Source organism: Pseudomonas sp. 21LCFQ02, from assembly GCF_024129895.2.
Lineage (GTDB): Bacteria > Pseudomonadota > Gammaproteobacteria > Pseudomonadales > Pseudomonadaceae > Aquipseudomonas.
Genome location: NZ_CM178749.1, coordinates 1768820 through 1785464, shown reverse-complemented (window position 1 = coordinate 1785464; position 16645 = coordinate 1768820). Strand labels below are relative to the sequence as shown.

The following is a 16645-nucleotide window of genomic DNA, read 5'->3' as shown; positions in this document are numbered from 1 at the left end:
CGGGCAGCGACCCCCGGCAGCGGAGAAGTTATGAAAGACTGGCTGGACGAGATTCACTGGAACAGCGACGGTCTGGTGCCTGCAATCGCTCAGGACCACAAGACCGGTCGGGTATTGATGATGGCCTGGATGAACCGCGAATCGCTGGCGCTGACGGCCGCCGAAAACCGTGCCATATACTGGTCACGTTCGCGTGGCAAACTGTGGCGCAAGGGCGAGGAATCGGGCCATGTGCAGAAGTTGCACGAGCTGCGTCTGGACTGCGATGCCGACGTCATTATCCTGATGGTCGAGCAACTGGGCGGTATTGCCTGCCACACTGGCCGGCAAAGCTGCTTCTACCGCGTATTCGAAAACGGCGACTGGAAGACCGTCGATCCGGTCCTCAAGGACCCGGACGCCATCTACCACTCAGGACACTGAACATGACCGACACCCTGGCCCGTCTGGCCGAAGTACTGGAGTCGCGCAAAGGCGCGGCTGCTGACAGCTCCTATGTCGCCAGCCTGTATCACAAGGGTCTGAACAAGATCCTGGAGAAAGTTGGCGAAGAGTCGGTCGAAACCATCATCGCTGCCAAGGACGCCGCTGTCAGCGGTGACTGCAGCGATGTCATTTATGAAACCGCCGATCTGTGGTTCCACAGCATGGTCATGCTGGCGGCCCTGGGTCAGCATCCGCAGGCCGTGCTCGACGAACTGGATCGCCGTTTCGGGCTGTCCGGCCACGCGGAAAAAGCTGCGCGCACGCAAGGTTAAGGCCTGGGCGCACGCCTGAAACTTCAAGAGGATTGCTGTAATGGGTATTTTTGACTGGAAACACTGGCTCGTCATTCTGATCGTCGTCGTCCTGGTGTTCGGCACCAAGAAGCTGAAAAACCTCGGCACTGACGTCGGCGAATCGATCAAGGGCTTTCGCAAAGCCATGAACGACGACGAAAAACAGGCTGCACCCGATGCAACGGCCCAGCCGCAGCAGTCTCAGGCCGCGCCACAACCGGCTCAGCCGACCCAGCCGCACACCATTGATGCCCAGGCCCAAAGGGTTCCAGAGCCGCAGCGCAAGGACCAGGTCTGATTCATGTTCGGTATCAGCTTTTCCGAACTGCTGCTGGTCGGCCTGGTTGCCCTGCTGGTGCTCGGCCCCGAGCGTCTGCCAGGTGCCGCACGCACCGCCGGCCTATGGATCGGGCGCCTGCGGCGCAGCTTCAACGCCATCAAGCAGGAAGTGGAGCGCGAGATCGGTGCCGACGAAATCCGTCGACAACTGCATAACGAGCACATCCTGTCGCTGGAAGAAGAGGCCCGCAAGATCTTCTCGCCATTGCAGGAAGAGGTTCTGAACCGTGATGCCTCGGCCGCCGAACCGGACCCGCAGCCCATCGAGCTGCAACCTGAACCACAACAGCAGCCGGCCGTGGCCAACGCCCCGGAAAAGCCGCGTCTGAGCCTGGAAAAACAGCCAAAACCGCTGGTCACTGCCGTGCCCGTCGCCCAACCGGCCAGCCCTTCTGATTCGTCATTGCCGCCGCGAGCCCCATGAGCGCTGAAATCCCGGAAAACGACCAGCCGATGCCGCTGGTCTCGCACCTGACCGAACTGCGGACCCGCCTGCTGCGTTGCGTGGCGGCCGTGTTTCTGGTGTTCGCCTGCCTGTTCTATTTCGCCCAGAAGATCTACACCCTGGTTTCGGCCCCGCTGCGCGCCTACTTGCCCGAAGGCGCGACGATGATCGCCACTGATGTGGCCTCGCCGTTCCTGACGCCGTTCAAGCTGACCATGATGGTTGCCCTGTTCGCCTCGATGCCGATCATCCTGCATCAGGTGTGGGGCTTCATTGCGCCGGGCCTGTACAAGCATGAAAAGCGCATTGCGGTTCCGCTGCTGGTTTCCAGCATTATCCTGTTCTATGCCGGCATGGCGTTCGCCTACTTCCTGGTGTTCCCGCTGATTTTCCACTTCTTCGCCAGCGTGACACCTGAAGGCGTGTCGATGATGACTGACATCGCCAGTTATCTGGATTTTGTCATGACCCTGTTCTTCGCCTTCGGCGTGGCCTTCGAGATTCCGGTGGCCGTAGTGCTGCTGGTGTGGATTGGCGTGGTCGATGTGGCGTACCTGAAGAAGATTCGCCCGTACGTGATCATCGGCTGCTTCGTGGTCGGTATGATCCTGACCCCACCGGACATCTTCTCCCAGACCTTGCTGGCCGTGCCGATGTGGCTGCTGTTCGAGCTCGGCGTGCTGTGCAGCGGCATGATCAGCAAGCGCGGCGAACACCCTGAGGATCCCAAGCCCGATCAGCCGCCAGCACCGCTGTCGTGAACCTGCTGTTGCTTGAGGAGGCCGACTTTATCGCGGCCGACCGGGTGATCCTGCGTGATCGCCGCCTGCGGCATATGCAGGAGGTGCAGCGCGTCGAGGTCGGCGACACCCTGCGGGTCGGCCGCATTGACGGCCTGCTGGGCCAGGCCGAGGTGCTGCGCCTGGAGCCGCGTGAAGCCGAGCTGCAGGTGAGCCTGCACAGCGCACCACCGGCCAAGCTGCCGCTGACCCTGATACTGGCCGTGCCACGACCGAAAATGCTCCGTCGGGTGTTCCAGACCGTGGCCACCATGGGTGTGCCACGGCTGATTCTGGTCAACAGCTACCGGGTAGAGAAGAGTTTCTGGCAGACACCGTTCCTGCAACCGGCGAGCATCCGCGAGAATCTGATTCTCGGTCTGGAACAGGCCCGCGACAGCGTTCTGCCTGAGGTGTTGATCGAAAAGCGCTTCAAGCCGTTTGTCGAAGACCGCCTGCCCGCGATTGCGCAAGACACCCTGGGCCTGACCGGTCACCCCGGCGACTTCCCCGCCTGCCCGCGGGCTGTGAGCGGGCCGGTCACACTGGCTATAGGCCCCGAAGGCGGCTGGATTCCTTACGAAGTCGAACTGCTGGGCAAGGCCGGCCTGCAACCGGTGCAACTGGGCGAGCGTATCCTGCGCGTCGAGACCGCCGTGACGGCTTTGCTGGCGCGCCTGTTTTAAGACGCTGCCAACTGTCATTTTGCTGACTGAACGCTTCAGTTTTAACAACACAGGCCGATGCAGTAGGACGTTTCGCGTTGATACATCCTACAAGGAGCCGCCATGCCTCGCTGGTTTACTGAAAGTCTCGCTAACGCCAGTGTTCGCCTGAAGCTGACTATAGGGTTTAGTCTGGTTGTATTGATGGCACTGGCAATCAGCAGCGTCGGCTGGAGCAGCATCCAGTCCCTGATCGCCCGCAGCGATCGGGTTGCCGCAATCAATGACGTCAACCAGCAGACCCTCGAACTGCGCATCCTGCGTCAGCAATATGAAGCCAGGGTCAGCCCTGAAGCGGCGAAAAATGTCAGCGATGCCCTGGACCGACTCGATGCAGGATTGCTGGTCGCCAAGAGCATGATCAGGACGCCAGAAAATCACCGCCGCCTGGAGACCCAGATCAAGGCCGCCAGTGATTATCGCCAGGCGTTCACAGACATGAGCCGTGCCATTACGACCCGTGAAGGTACGCGTAGTTTGATGGGCGACAGTGCCGATAAAGCCGTGGCCGAAATTGGCAAACTCGAAGCCGAGTTGCTCAAGGGCGACGATATTCTGGCCTTCAACAATATTGTCGGGGTCAGCAAGCTGCTGCAGCAGGCGCGTTTCCAAGTACGTGGTTATACCTATAGCGGACGGGCCGAATTCGAAAAGAACGCCAACGCGGCCATTGATGAGGCCATGGTCGGTATCAATAGCCTGGCTGGCGACATTCCTGCATCGTTCCTGCCCACCCTGCAAGCGGCACAGGAAGGCCTCAAAGGCTACCGCGCCGCTGTCGGTGAGTACCGCGATGCACATGGCGCAGCCAACGCAGCGCTTGAGCGGATGACGCCACTGGGCGAGACGCTGGTCAAAACCAGTGATGAACTGATTCAGAACCAGAAAGCCAGCCGCGATGCGGAAAGTCAAAAGGCGCTGGTGACGATCAGCCTGGCAACTCTGGTGGCGGTGCTGCTCAGCATTCTGGCCGCCTGGATCATCACCCGGCAAATCACCAAACCACTTGAGGACACTCTCAAGGTGGTCGAGCGTGTCGCCTCCGGCGATCTGAGCCATGACCTGAAAATCGATCGTGGCGACGAACTCGGCAAACTGCAAGCCAGCATCCAGCGCATGACCCTCAACCTGCGTGATCTGGTCGGCGGTATCCGTGACGGTGTGACCCAGATTGCCAGCGCCGCCGAAGAGCTGTCCGCAGTGACCGAGCAGACCAGCGCCGGGGTCAACAGCCAGAAGGTCGAAACCGACCAGGTGGCGACGGCCATGCACGAGATGACCGCAACGGTACAAGAAGTGGCGCGCAACGCCGAAGAAGCCTCCGAAGCGGCCAAGGCGGCTGACCTGCAGGCACGCGAAGGCGACAAGGTGGTCAACGAGGCGATTCAACAAATCGAACGCCTGGCCTCGGCCATGGGCAACTCGACTCAGGCGATGAGTGACCTCAAGCAGGAAAGCGACAAGATCGGCAGCGTCCTGGACGTGATCAAGTCGGTGGCCGAACAAACCAACCTGCTGGCCCTCAACGCCGCCATTGAAGCGGCGCGGGCGGGCGAGGCCGGGCGCGGCTTTGCCGTGGTGGCCGATGAGGTGCGCAGCCTGGCGCAACGCACCCAGAAGTCCACCGAAGAAATTGAAGCGCTGATTGCCAGCCTGCAAAACGGTACTGCGCAGGTGTCGAGCATCATCGACAGCGGTCTGAGCCTGACCGGCAGCAGCGTGGAGCTGACCCGCCGCGCAGGGGTTTCGCTGGAAAGCATCACCCGTACGGTCTCGGCCATCCAGTCGATGAACCAGCAGATCGCCGCCGCCGCAGAACAGCAGAGCGCCACCGCCGATGAGATCAATCGCAGCGTGATCAACGTCAGCGATATTTCCCAGCAGACCTCGGCCGCCAGCGAAGAAACCGCCGCTTCCAGCGTCGAACTGGCCCGTCTGGGCAACCATCTGCAGACTCTGGTCAGCCGCTTTATCGTCTGACGTGCCCCGTATCACAAGCGCGGCAGGCCGCGCTTGTGATAACTGCATCACCCTCTGCAACCGTTCAGAAATGTCCTACGACCGGTTCAGGTCGACTCTCCCCGACTCCTGCCGATGCGCTCATGACGCATTCAATAGCGCAGGAGCTTCCCGATGTTTGCATTGATCAACCGCACGCTCGACAACCTGAGCGTCAGAGTCAAACTCACCCTGGGTTTCGGCCTGGTCCTGGCCTTGACCCTGGCCATCACCCTCACCGGCTGGCACGGCCTGGACAACATGATCGAACGGTCCGAGGCGATCTCGTCCATCGGCCAGCTCAGCAACCTGACCAAGGACCTGCGTGCCGAGCGGATCATCTTCCGTGAAGAAAGCACCCCACAGAGCGCCGCTCGCGTTGAGAACCGCCTCAACGAACTGGAAAGCCATCTGGGCGTGCTGCGCAAGGAGGTCGAAAGCCCGCAGAGTCTTGACCTGCTGACGGCACAAAGCCGGATCATCGCCAGCCTGGAGAAGACCTTCGCCGAACTGAGCCTGCAACGTCAGATGCGCGACCAGACCAGCCAGAAGCTGGTGCAGCAGTCGGCGCAGGCCGTCACCGCTGTTGGCCAGGTGGAAACCGAGGTGCTCAAGTCACTGAGCCAGGAACAGGACAACGCCGAGCGTCTGGAGGAGTTCACCAACCTGGCGCAGCTCAAGCAGCAGATCCAGCTGGCCCGCTTTCAGGTCCAGGCCTACACCTTCAGCGCCAAACAGGAAGATGAACACGCCGCCGTAATGGCCATCGACGAAGCGCTCAAGGAGGTCCAGGAGATTGCCCGCGAGCAAGCCGACGACAATCTGCAAGCGCTCAAGCCAGCTGCAGAAGCGCTGCAACAGTACAAGGAACAACTGGGGCGTTTTCGCGATGCGCAGGCGGGGGTCGAGCAAAGTCAGGAGGCCATGGAAAGCCTCGGCGACCAGATGCTCGAATCGGTGGCCGAGCTCATCAGCCAGCAAGGCGCACAGCGCGATGATCAGGCCAGCCGCTCGCGCACCGCTCTTACCGGGGTCACCGTGCTGGCAATGGGTATGGGATTGCTGGCAGCCTGGGTGATGACCCGGCAGATCATCGTGCCGTTGCGCCAGACCCTGGCGGCCGCCGGGCGTATCGCCCAGGGTGACCTGAGCCGCAATCTGATCGTTGAGCGCAATGATGAGCTGGGCCAGTTGCAACGCAGCATGCAAGACATGACCGAGAACCTGCGCGGGCTGCTCAGCGGCATCGGCGATGGCGTCAACCAACTGTCCAGCGCCGCCGAGCAACTGTCGGCAGTCACTGAGCAGACCAGCGCCGGGGTCAACAGCCAGAAGACCGAAACCGACCAGGTCGCCACCGCCATCAACCAGATGGCCGCCACCGTACTGGAAGTGGCCAGCAGCGCCCAACAGGCCTCGAACGCGGCGGTTCAGGCTGACCAGCAAGCCCGCGATGGCGATCGGGTGGTGGGCGAAGCCATCGGCCAGATAGAGCAGCTGTCCCAGGAAATGCTCAACTCCACCCAGGCAATGAATCGCCTGCGCCAGGAGAGTGACAAGATTGCTGGCGTTCTGGATGTGATCAAGTCGGTGTCACAGCAGACCAACCTGCTCGCCCTCAACGCCGCTATCGAGGCCGCTCGTGCCGGCGAAGCAGGACGCGGGTTTGCTGTGGTGGCCGACGAAGTTCGAAGCCTGGCGCAACGCACCCAACAGTCCACCGAAGAAATCGAAGAGTTGATCGCCGCCCTGCAAAGCGGCACGCAGCAGGTGGTCAGCACCCTGGACAACAGCCGCAGCCTGACCGAGCAAAGCGTCGAACTGAGCCGCCGGGCGGGCGCTGCGCTTGAGCAAATCACCCGCACCGTCACCGGCATCCAGGACATGAACCGCCAGATCGCCACCGCCAGTGAGCAGCAGAGTGCAGTGGCCGAACAGATCAACCGCAGCGTGGTTAATGTGCGCGAGATCTCGGAGCAGACCGCCACGGCCAGCGAACAGACGGCCTCCTCGAGCATTGAACTGGCGCGGCTGGGCACCCGGCTCAAGGAACTGGTGAGCCGTTTCAAGGTTTGATTATGCAAGGCTGGCCGGCAGGCGACTGACGCCCTTATCAAACAAGATCACAAACCATTGATCGGGAAGGGATACCCGGTAGGAGCGGCCGAACGACGATCCGCTTTAGCCGCTTACTGTTCAGATAAGCACTGCGGACCCAGTGGGAGGGGGACTCTGCCCGCGAAGAAGCCGGTAAAGTCACAGCATCTGCTGCGACTTTGCCGCCGTCTTCGCGACCAAGGTCGCTCCCACCCAATCCTGATCTGAAATACAGTGGGAACGAGCTTGCTCGTGAAGGCGGCATTACATTCACAGCAAATGTGCGGCGTCGTGTATCAGGCCGGCACCGGTACCGGTTCAGGCCTGACCGGTTGCAACGGCAACAACGGCGCATGCGGGTCGGCGTCGATGGACGCGTGCCAGGCCGCCAGCCACTCAGGATGACGCTGGCTCCACACTTGCTCGTGCAGGCGCGACAGAGCGACCGGGTCACTGAGCAGCATCAACCGCTCATGATTACCAAGCTTCTCTGGCCCGGCCTGCAACGCCTGCTCCACCCGCTCGACGCGCAAGGCCTCGATAGGCGCAGCCTCACGGTGTCGTGAGGTGGCCATGGCACAGGCCAGGGCGTTCTGCTGCGGATCGACCACGGCCCGAACGAAGCCGTCATTAAGGGCATGCCAGCGGTTCTCGTGGGTGTACTGATCAGTGGAGATCAGTTCCTGTGGCGTGTCGTACTCCTCAGGAATCAGGAACAGCTTCTCGTCACGCGCCTTCAGGCCCAGGCCGGTACGGCTGGAAATCACCGAGACGGGAATCGACAGCATCAGCGACACCACGATAGGCGCCAGCCACCACAGAAAGCTCGGGTTCAGCCAGGCCACCAGAGCGGTCCACAACACCCCCAACAGGGTCTGCGGACCGTGACGCTTGATGGCCTCGGACCATGGTGTGGAGTCGTCGTCACGCTGCGGTGAGTTCCAGGTCGCTGCCCAGCCGAGGAACGCGGCCAGTACGAAGCGGGTATGAAACAGCATGCGCACCGGTGCCAGCAGCATCGAGAACAGCATCTCGACGAACATCGACACCGTGACCTTGAACTTGCCACCGAACGACTTGGCGCCCTGAGCCCAGATCAGGATCACACTGAGCAGCTTGGGCAGGAACAGCAGCACAATGGTCGTCGAGAACAGGGCGATGGCTTTTTCCGGGTGCCACTGTGGCCACAACGGGTACAGCTGGCGCGGCTCCAGGAAGTAGGTCGGCTCCATCAGGGTGTTGACCGCCAGCAGCGCGGTGGACAGCACCAGAAACAGAAACCACAACGGCGCTGACAGGTACGACATCACCCCGGTGAGGAACACCGCACGGTGGACCGGGTGCATCCCCTTGACCAGAAACAGGCGGAAGTTCATCAGGTTGCCGTGACACCAGCGTCGATCACGCTTGAGCTCGTCGAGCAGGTTGGGCGGCAATTCTTCGTAGCTGCCCGGCAGGTCATAGGCAATCCACACGCCCCAGCCGGCACGGCGCATCAGCGCTGCTTCAACGAAGTCATGGGACAGAATCGCACCGGCGAACGCACCTTTACCGGGCAATGGCGCCAGGGCGCAGTGCTCGATGAACGGCTTCATGCGAATGATCGCATTGTGTCCCCAGTAATGGGATTCACCCAGTTGCCAGAAGTGCAGGCCGGCGGTGAACAGCGGGCCGTAGACGCGGGTGGCGAACTGTTGCAGACGCGCGTACAGCGTGTCCATGCCCGACGCCTTCGGCGCGGTCTGGATAATCCCGGCGTCCGGCGTGGCTTCCATCAGGCGCACCAGGCTGGTCAGACACTCGCCACTCATCACGCTGTCGGCGTCGAGCACTACCATGTAGCGGTAGTCGCTGCCCCAACGGCGGCAGAAGTCGTCCAGGTTACCGCTCTTGCGTTTCACGCGGCGACGGCGACGGCGATAGAAGATCTTGCCGAAGCCATTGGTTTCGCGGCACACGTCAAGCCAGGCCTGTTGCTCGGCCACGGCGATGTCGGTGTCGTTGGTATCGCTGAGGACGAAGAAATCGAAGCGATCCAGGTCGCCGGTGGCAGCCACCGACTCGAAGGTCGCACGCAGGCCGGCAAACACCCGTGGTACGTCTTCGTTACAGATCGGCATCACCAGCGCGGTGCGGGCACCGGGTTCAATCGGCTCGTTACCCGCACTGGCTCCGGAGATCCGGTACTTGTCGCGCCCGGTCAGCAGTTCCAGAAAGCCCATCAGAGCGGTCCAGAAACCGGCCGACACCCAGCAGAACAGAATGCCGAACATCAGCAGGATGGTGGTCTGCAAGGCATACGGCAGCACCTGCATGGCGGTCTGCACGAAGGTCTGGCGGGTGATCTCGTCCAGCGACACCAGTGACCAGCCCTGGTACGGCAGGATGCCCTTCATGTACCAGCCCGCCACGGCAGTCTGGCCGAGCATCAGCAGCAGCAGGATATAGCGACGAATCGAGCCTACGGTACGCCAGCGCGACTTGGGCAAGTCCCGCGGCAGATCGCTGTAGTCCGGCTTGGGCGGATTGGTCTTGCCAGTCAGCCGCCGCCAGCCACGCACCAGAATATTGGTGCGCCATGGCTCCGGCACGACCCGGGTACGCTTGATCGGCGGCGCCACCTTGAGGCGGATCCGGCCGTTGGCATCGACATCGAGCAGTTCGGCTTCGCGCAGTTCGTCAGCAGTCGACAACGCCAGGCGGGTGCCCACCGAGGCCTGGGCGGCCTCGTCGGATGCACTGCCAGGCTGCGCCGACAGGCGCCGGTGCAGTTCGGAGAAAGACGTGCAGCCGGCCAGTTCGGCGCGCTGCTCGTCACTCATTGGCAGGTGTGCCAGGTACTCGTTGAGCGACTCTGGCACTGGAACGGAATTACTCATCGCTAGGCAACTGGTAGCTCCAGGTCTCGGTCAGGACTTGCAGAGTCTTGGCCGGTTCTGGAAGGGTGGGCGCAGCCTCGGCAGCAGGCTGCTGGGCGTCTTTGTTGGTGGCATCGGCATCTTTACCTGCTTCAGCCTTGGCCACTTCAGGCTTGCCAGCCTCAGGCTTGGCGGCCTCGGCCTTGCCTGCTTCAGGCTTGGCCGCTTCAGGTTTGCCTGCATCGGCCTTGGCGACTTCGGCCGCTTTGACCGCTTCAGCCTTGACCACCGCTTTGTCGTCTTTGACCGCGTCTTTGGCAGGCGACTTGGCAGCAGCCTTCTTCTCTTCATTGGCCACCAGCACCGCTGGCTCCTTGCCTGGCTCTGCTGGAACTTCACGCAGCAGGTAGGCACGCATCTCGACCGGACGGCTGGCGTCCTTGACCTTGATCCTCAGGCTCAGGCGGTAGCCTTTGGTGACCGGGTTGTAACGCAGGGTGTTTTCGACCAGCTCGGTGTTTTCATCGGTGGTCACCTGGCTGCGAATGGTCTTGTCTTCTGGCTGCGCAGCCAATACAGGACCGACAAAGTCGACCTGGAAGGCAATGCTGCCGTCAGGCTGGCGAATCAGATTGGCCTGACGCACATCACCCAGAGAACGCAGGGTCTGCTTGACCCAGCCCAGATCTGGCGAGTGGATGGCGTTTTCATCCTTGGTCCAGTGGATCCGGTAGTTGAACTCCATCGGCTCACCCGGAGCCGGCAAAGTGTCAGGCTTCCAGAACGCCACAATGTTGTCGTTGGTCTCGTCGGCAGTCGGGATCTCGATCAGCTCGACCACGCCCTTGCCCCAGTCGCCACGCGGTTCGATCCAGGCACTTGGACGCTTGTCGTAGCGATCGTCGAGGTCTTCGTACTGGCTGAAGTCACGACCGCGTTGCAGCAGGCCGAAACCACGCGGGTTTTCCACCGAGAAACTGCTCACAGCGAGGTGTTTGGGATTATTCAACGGACGCCATACCCACTCACCATTGGCTGCCTGGATCGACAGACCGCTGGAGTCGTGCAGCTCACGACGGTAGTTGGACATGCGCGGCGGCTGATGGGTGCCGAACAGGAACATGCTGGTCAACGGCGCCACACCAAGCTTGGTGACCTTGTCGCGCAGGAACACCCGCGAGCGGACGTCGACGCGGCTGCCGCTGCCAGGACGCAGGATGAACTGATAGGCACCGGTGGCACGCGGCGAGTCGAGCAGCGCGTAGATCACCAGGTGGTTGTCGTCTGCACCCGGCTTTTCGATCCAGTATTCCTTGAAGCGAGGGAATTCTTCGCCGGACGATACGGCAGTATCGATGGCCAGACCACGGGCCGACAGGCCATAGACCTGGTCCTTGCCGATCACGCGGAAGTAGCTGGCGCCCAGCATGGTCATGATTTCGTCGAGCTTGTCATCCTTGTTGATCGGATACAGCACGCGAAAACCGGCGTAGCCGAGTTTCTCGGTCGCCTTGGGGTCGAACTTCAGTTCGCCGAAATCGAACCGCGAAGGATCGTACTTGATCTCCTCGACCGTGGTAGCGGTGACTTCGTTGATCTTCACCGGCGTGTCGAAATGCATGCCCTGATGATAGAACGACAGCTTGAACGGAATCTTTTCGCCCGCCCACTCGGCCTTGTCTTCGCGGAAACGGATTTTCTGGTAGTCCGCGAATTTCATCTCACGGAACTCGCCCGGCAGGTTGCTCTTCGGAGCTTCAAACTTCTGCCCGGCCAATTCCTTGGCCTTTACCGCCACATCATCAAGATTGAATGCCCATAGCTGGCCTGAGCCAAGCAGGCAAAGCATGGCAGTGCCAGCCATCAACGCGCCACGCAGCCGCGTTACAGGTTTTTTTGGAGCATTACAGGGACTAACGATCACGAGCAACCCTCGCCGAAAACAGATGAAAAAACCAACGGCCAGCTATCCAGTGCCGGTTGGCGAGCATTGTTCCGACTGCGAAAGGGGCCAATGATTCCCCAAATCGCTGCCGAAGGTTTATTTGCCCGACCGTCCGACAGGCCACCAATGATGGCCACTTAGCGCGCGATTATCCTGTAGCGCGCGCCACAACGCATCAGGTGTGACAAAGTTTTTATTGCCTGGTTACCCAATCGATACAGGACGCAGCGTTTGAGCGCTTTTTTCAGGTCTCGAACAGGAAAGTCACAGGACCGTCGTTGGTCAGGTGAACTTGCATGTCAGCTCCGAAACGCCCGGACTCGGCTCTTGGATGAACCGTTTTTGCCTGTTGCAGAAGATAGTCGAAAAGTTCGGCCCCGAGAGCCGGCGGCGCTGCTTTGGAGAAACCCGGACGCAAACCGCTGCGGGTATCAGCCGCCAGAGTGAACTGGGAAACCAGCAACAGACCGCCCTGCACGTCGCGCAGAGACAGGTTCATCTTGCCGTTGGCATCGCTGAATACCCGGTAGTTCAGCAGCTTGTGGATCATCTTGTCGGCACTGGCCGGCGTGTCTTGCGGCTCTACCCCCACCAGAACCAGCAGGCCCTGGTCGATAGCCCCGACCACTTCACCCTCTACTTCAACACGCGCGCCACGCACGCGCTGTAGCAAGCCTTTCATCAAGCATCCTTAACACAGAGAGAGGATGGCCGAGCCGCAGACACCGGGCCGGCCAGACAGATCAGGCCTCTTCAGGCGCCAGATCCAGCAACTGGCGGGCGATCTGCGCCGCGGCCCGTACCAGTGCATCAGTGATACCCGGCTCGGCGGCGGCGTGGCCGGCCTCGCGGATGATTTGCAGTTCACTGCCCGGCCAGGCCTGATGCAGGTCCCAGGCGTTGTCCAGCGGACAAATCACATCGTAGCGGCCATGAATGATGATCCCCGGCAGATGGGCAATCTTGTGCATGTCGCGCAGCAACTGGTTATCTTCCAGAAACGCATTGTTAACGAAATAGTGCGACTCGATGCGGGCAATCGACAGCGCCCGCTGCGGCTCGCAGAAGCGCTCGACCACCTGCGGATTGGGCCGCAAGGTGGCGGTGCGTCCTTCCCAGCCAGACCAGGCCTTGGCCGCGTGCATCTGGGCGATCTGGTCGCTGCCGGTCAGGCGTTTGTAATAGGCGCCCAACAGGTCATGCCGCTCTTCGACCGGGATCGGGGCCAGGTAATCCTGCCAGTAGTCGGGGAACAGCCGGCTGGCACCGGACTGGTAAAACCACTGAATCTCCTGCGGGCGGCACAAAAATATGCCACGCAGGATCAACGCGTGCACGCTTTCGGGGTGCGCCTGGGCATAGGCCAGGGCCAGGGTCGAGCCCCATGAGCCGCCGAACAGCACCCATTTTTCGATCCCCAAATGCAGGCGAATGCGCTCCAGGTCTTCGATCAGATGCGCGGTGGTGTTGTTTTCCAGGCTCGCGTGCGGCGTCGAGCGGCCACAGCCGCGCTGGTCAAAAGTGATAATGCGGTACAGGGTCGGGTCGAAATAACAGCGGCTTGCCGCATCGCAGCCAGCCCCCGGCCCGCCATGAATGAACACCACCGGCAGCCCCTCGGGCGAACCACTTTCATCGACATAGAGCACATGCGGATCTTCCACGGCCAGATCATGCCGGGCGTAAGGTTTGATCTGTGGGTACAAAGTCTGCATAGCGGCTCCATGTTCCGGTTCGAGGGCGTCATCAATACTGCCGAGGTCATCATAAACCCGAAACGAGTCATCAGCATGCTGCACGTTGATGATCGTCCGTTTCTGAACGCCAAGCGTGCGAACCAGAGCGCGCAGCTCCGGTCAGAGACCCCATGCGGTTTTTTATTGATTGCGATTTTTTCAGGAAATAACCGGCGACACGCCTACAGTCAAATAACTTGAGGGCGTCTCTAAAAACGTGAGCGAGACAGCCAGCGCAAGGCAAAAACAGGCGAGCAAGCGGAGTTTACGGGGTGTAAATGAGCAGTGTGAGCCTGTTTTTAACGCAGCGATGGCAACGCAGGCCGTTCTTAGCGGGGCCGTTGAACCTTCACTCGTCTGATAGCTTGAGGTCGTAAAGATGTCTCAGGAACCACTTGTTCGCGACGCTGAAGTGGCCGCATTCCGCGCCGCTGTTCTCGCCAAACTCACCTATGCAGTGGGCAAGGACCCTGACCATGCGTTTGAGCATGACTGGTTCGAAGCGGTAGCCCTGGCTGCCCGCGACCATATGGTCGAACACTGGATGGACCATACCCGGCAGATCTACCGCAAGGTTCAGAAACGGGTGTATTACCTGTCGCTGGAGTTCCTGATCGGCCGCCTGCTTTACGACAGCCTGAGCAATCTGGGTCTGCTGGAAGTGGCCCGCGAGGCGCTGACCGAACTGGGTGTGGACATCGAGCGTATTCGTCTGCTCGAACCGGATGCCGCGCTGGGCAATGGCGGCCTGGGCCGTTTGGCCGCCTGCTTCATGGAGAGCATGTCGACCCTCGGCATTGCCGGGCATGGCTACGGCATCCGCTACGAACACGGCCTGTTCCGTCAGGCCGTGGTCGATGGCTGGCAACAGGAGCAGACCGAAAACTGGCTGGACTTCGGTAACCCCTGGGAGTTCGAGCGCCCTGAAGTGGTCTACCCTGTCGGCTTCGGCGGCTACGTCGAAACCGTACCGGGCGAGGATGGTGAAACCCATCAGGTCTGGCGGCCCGGCGAAACCGTGCGCGCGATTGCCTACGACACCCCGGTGGTCGGCTGGCGCGGCGCCAGCGTCAACACCTTGCGCCTGTGGCGCGCCCGGGCCATGGAAGACCTGCACCTGGAGCGTTTCAATGCCGGCGATCACTTTGGCGCGGTAGCCGAGGTGGTGCGTGCCGAGAGTATTTCCCGCGTGCTGTACCCGAACGATGCCACTGAAGCGGGCCAGGAATTGCGCCTGCGTCAGGAGTACTTCTTCGTTTCGGCGTCGCTGCAAGACCTGCTGCGCCGCCACCTGAACATGCACGCCACGCTGACCGACCTGGCCGATCATGCGTCGATCCAGATGAACGACACCCACCCGTCCATCGCGGTGGCCGAGCTGATGCGCCAGTTGATCGACACCCACGGCATCGCCTGGGACCAGGCCTGGAAGATCACCGTCAACACCCTGTCCTACACCAACCACACCTTGCTGCCTGAAGCACTGGAAACCTGGTCAGTAGGCCTGATGGAGCGCATGCTGCCGCGCCACATGCAGATCATCTACCTGATCAACGCCCAGCACATCGACGACCTGCGCGCCAAAGGCATCCATGATTTCGACGTGCTGCGCGCCGTCTCGTTGATCGAAGAAGACAATGGCCGCCGGGTACGCATGGGCAACCTGGCGTTCCTCGGCTCGCACAGCATCAACGGCGTTTCGGCGTTGCACACCCAATTGATGCGCAAAACCGTGTTCGCCGACTTGCACAAGCTGTACCCCGAGCGCATCAACAACAAAACCAACGGCATCACCTTCCGCCGCTGGCTGTTCCAGTCCAACCCACGCCTGACCCGGATTCTGGTCGAGACCCTGGGCGAGGACGTGCTGGACAACGCTGAAACCCGGCTGATCGACCTTGAGCCGTTTGCCGAGAAAAGCTCGCTGCGCAAGCAGTTCGCTGACCAGCGCCTGCATAACAAACGCGCCCTGGCGGCGATCATCCAGGATCGGCTGGGCATTGCCGTCAACCCGGCGGCGATGTTCGACGTTCAGGTCAAACGGATCCACGAGTACAAGCGCCAATTGCTCAACCTGTTCCACACCGTGGCGCTGTACCAGGCAATCCGCGCCGAACCCGGTACTGACTGGGTACCGCGGGTAAAGATCTTCGCCGGCAAGGCAGCGGCCAGCTATCACTCGGCCAAGCTGATCATCAAGCTGACCAACGACATCGCCCGTACTGTGAACAACGACCCGACCGTGCGCGGTCTGCTCAAGGTGGTGTTCCTGCCCAACTACAACGTCAGCCTGGCCGAAAGCATCATCCCGGCGGCCGACCTGTCGGAGCAGATCTCCACCGCCGGCCTGGAAGCTTCGGGCACCAGCAACATGAAATTCGGCCTCAACGGCGCACTGACCATCGGCACCCTGGACGGCGCCAACGTGGAGATGAGCGAACAGGTCGGCCTGGAGCACATGTTCATTTTCGGCATGAGTTCGCAGCAGGTTGAATCACGCAAGCGCAGCGGCGACTTCAGTGCCCATCCTGACGTGACAGCCTCGCCACGCCTGGGTGATGTGCTGCAAGCGATTCGCGGCGGAGTCTTCTCACCCGATGACCCGAACCGCTACGTCGGCCTGGTCGATCAACTGCTGGCCTATGACCGCTTCCTGGTCTGCGCCGACTTCGACTCTTACTGGAATGCCCAGCTCAAGGTCGAAGAAACCTGGCACGACTCGAAGAAGTGGTGGCGCTCGGCGGTGCTCAACACCGCACGCATGGGCTGGTTCTCTTCGGACCGGACCATTCGTGAATACGCCACCGAGATCTGGAAGGCACTGGACTGACCGTTTGCCGTGGGGGCGCCCGCCCCCACGGCCACTTGCAGCGCCCCCGAAATTTTTCCTTTCTTGATGTGTCCAACCGGCCAATATACTTACCCTTGTTGCTGTTAAACCGGC

The 16645-nt window shown here is 61.1% G+C and carries 13 protein-coding genes and 2 pseudogenes; 11 read left to right on the top strand and 4 right to left on the bottom strand.

All coding sequences use genetic code 11. From position 1 onward, the window contains the following. The first annotated feature begins 30 nt into the window (after nt 1–30). From hisI to NJC40_RS08260, 10 genes and pseudogenes are all read left to right on the top strand, one after another. Nucleotides 31–423 (top strand): phosphoribosyl-AMP cyclohydrolase, encoded by a 393-nt coding sequence (gene hisI, locus NJC40_RS08305; protein ID WP_045486456.1) that lies wholly within the window; start codon nt 31–33, stop codon nt 421–423. Nucleotides 424–425: 2 nt separating this feature from the next. Continuing rightward, nucleotides 426–758, top strand: coding sequence for a phosphoribosyl-ATP diphosphatase (locus NJC40_RS08300; protein WP_045486453.1), 333 nt, complete (start codon nt 426–428; stop codon nt 756–758). 40 nt (nt 759–798) lie between these two features. Continuing rightward, nucleotides 799–1077: a twin-arginine translocase TatA/TatE family subunit gene (locus tag NJC40_RS08295; protein ID WP_045486450.1), complete on the top strand. Its 279-nt coding sequence runs from the start codon at nt 799–801 to the stop codon at nt 1075–1077. Between the two features lie 3 nt (nt 1078–1080). Next, on the top strand, nt 1081–1542 hold the full coding sequence (tatB, locus tag NJC40_RS08290) for a Sec-independent protein translocase protein TatB (protein ID WP_253140265.1): 462 nt from the start codon (nt 1081–1083) through the stop codon (nt 1540–1542). Continuing rightward, entirely contained in the window at nt 1539–2324 is a 786-nt protein-coding gene (tatC, locus tag NJC40_RS08285; RefSeq protein WP_045486444.1) for a twin-arginine translocase subunit TatC, read from the top strand. Before tatB ends, tatC begins: the two co-directional genes overlap by 4 nt. Next, a complete protein-coding gene (locus tag NJC40_RS08280; RefSeq protein WP_045486442.1) occupies nt 2321–3028 on the top strand; it encodes a 16S rRNA (uracil(1498)-N(3))-methyltransferase in 708 nt (235 codons plus the stop codon). The genes tatC and NJC40_RS08280 overlap by 4 nt, the downstream gene beginning before the upstream one ends. A 102-nt stretch (nt 3029–3130) precedes the next feature. Next, nucleotides 3131–4144 (top strand): annotated as a pseudogene (locus NJC40_RS08275) (methyl-accepting chemotaxis protein); the annotation flags it as partial. A gap of 39 nt (nt 4145–4183) precedes the next feature. After that, the gene (locus tag NJC40_RS08270) at nt 4184–5047 is read left to right on the top strand and encodes a methyl-accepting chemotaxis protein (RefSeq protein ID WP_492180557.1); all 864 of its coding nucleotides are present in this window, start codon (nt 4184–4186) and stop codon (nt 5045–5047) included. Nucleotides 5048–5200: 153 nt separating this feature from the next. Continuing rightward, nucleotides 5201–6235 (top strand): annotated as a pseudogene (locus NJC40_RS08265) (methyl-accepting chemotaxis protein); the annotation flags it as partial. Between the two features lie 33 nt (nt 6236–6268). Next, nucleotides 6269–7141, top strand: coding sequence for a methyl-accepting chemotaxis protein (locus NJC40_RS08260; protein ID WP_373568464.1), 873 nt, complete (start codon nt 6269–6271; stop codon nt 7139–7141). A 317-nt stretch (nt 7142–7458) separates the two neighbouring features. On the opposite strand, the gene mdoH is transcribed toward NJC40_RS08260, so the two are convergent. The 4 genes from mdoH to pip form a co-directional block, all read right to left on the bottom strand. Further along, complete coding sequence (gene mdoH, locus NJC40_RS08255; RefSeq protein WP_045486435.1) at nt 7459–10041, bottom strand: glucans biosynthesis glucosyltransferase MdoH; 2583 nt, start codon at nt 10039–10041, stop codon at nt 7459–7461. Next, a complete protein-coding gene (locus NJC40_RS08250) occupies nt 10034–11950 on the bottom strand; it encodes a glucan biosynthesis protein G (protein WP_269451205.1) in 1917 nt (638 codons plus the stop codon). The genes mdoH and NJC40_RS08250 overlap by 8 nt, the downstream gene beginning before the upstream one ends. Before the next feature lie 259 nt (nt 11951–12209). Then, a complete protein-coding gene (dtd, locus tag NJC40_RS08245) occupies nt 12210–12647 on the bottom strand; it encodes a D-aminoacyl-tRNA deacylase (RefSeq protein ID WP_253140262.1) in 438 nt (145 codons plus the stop codon). Between the two features lie 61 nt (nt 12648–12708). Continuing rightward, complete coding sequence (gene pip / locus NJC40_RS08240) at nt 12709–13680, bottom strand: prolyl aminopeptidase (protein ID WP_253140261.1); 972 nt, start codon at nt 13678–13680, stop codon at nt 12709–12711. A gap of 400 nt (nt 13681–14080) precedes the next feature. On the opposite strand from pip, the gene NJC40_RS08235 reads away from it, so the two are divergent. After that, nucleotides 14081–16531 (top strand): glycogen/starch/alpha-glucan phosphorylase, encoded by a 2451-nt coding sequence (locus NJC40_RS08235; protein WP_045486423.1) that lies wholly within the window; start codon nt 14081–14083, stop codon nt 16529–16531. Nucleotides 16532–16645 lie beyond the last annotated feature (114 nt).

Excerpts from the sequence above, each read along its gene's own strand:
- hisI (WP_045486456.1), top strand. The coding sequence starts at position 31 with ATGAAAGACTGGCTGGACGAGATTCACTGGAACAGCGACGGTCTGGTG.
- NJC40_RS08300 (WP_045486453.1), top strand. The coding sequence starts at position 426 with ATGACCGACACCCTGGCCCGTCTGGCCGAAGTACTGGAGTCGCGCAAA.
- NJC40_RS08295 (WP_045486450.1), top strand. The coding sequence starts at position 799 with ATGGGTATTTTTGACTGGAAACACTGGCTCGTCATTCTGATCGTCGTC.
- tatB (WP_253140265.1), top strand. The coding sequence starts at position 1,081 with ATGTTCGGTATCAGCTTTTCCGAACTGCTGCTGGTCGGCCTGGTTGCC.
- tatC (WP_045486444.1), top strand. The coding sequence starts at position 1,539 with ATGAGCGCTGAAATCCCGGAAAACGACCAGCCGATGCCGCTGGTCTCG.
- NJC40_RS08270 (WP_492180557.1), top strand. The coding sequence starts at position 4,184 with ATGACCCTCAACCTGCGTGATCTGGTCGGCGGTATCCGTGACGGTGTG.
- NJC40_RS08260 (WP_373568464.1), top strand. The coding sequence starts at position 6,269 with ATGCAAGACATGACCGAGAACCTGCGCGGGCTGCTCAGCGGCATCGGC.
- mdoH (WP_045486435.1), bottom strand. The coding sequence starts at position 10,041 with ATGAGTAATTCCGTTCCAGTGCCAGAGTCGCTCAACGAGTACCTGGCA.
- dtd (WP_253140262.1), bottom strand. The coding sequence starts at position 12,647 with ATGAAAGGCTTGCTACAGCGCGTGCGTGGCGCGCGTGTTGAAGTAGAG.
- pip (WP_253140261.1), bottom strand. The coding sequence starts at position 13,680 with ATGCAGACTTTGTACCCACAGATCAAACCTTACGCCCGGCATGATCTG.
- NJC40_RS08235 (WP_045486423.1), top strand. The coding sequence starts at position 14,081 with ATGTCTCAGGAACCACTTGTTCGCGACGCTGAAGTGGCCGCATTCCGC.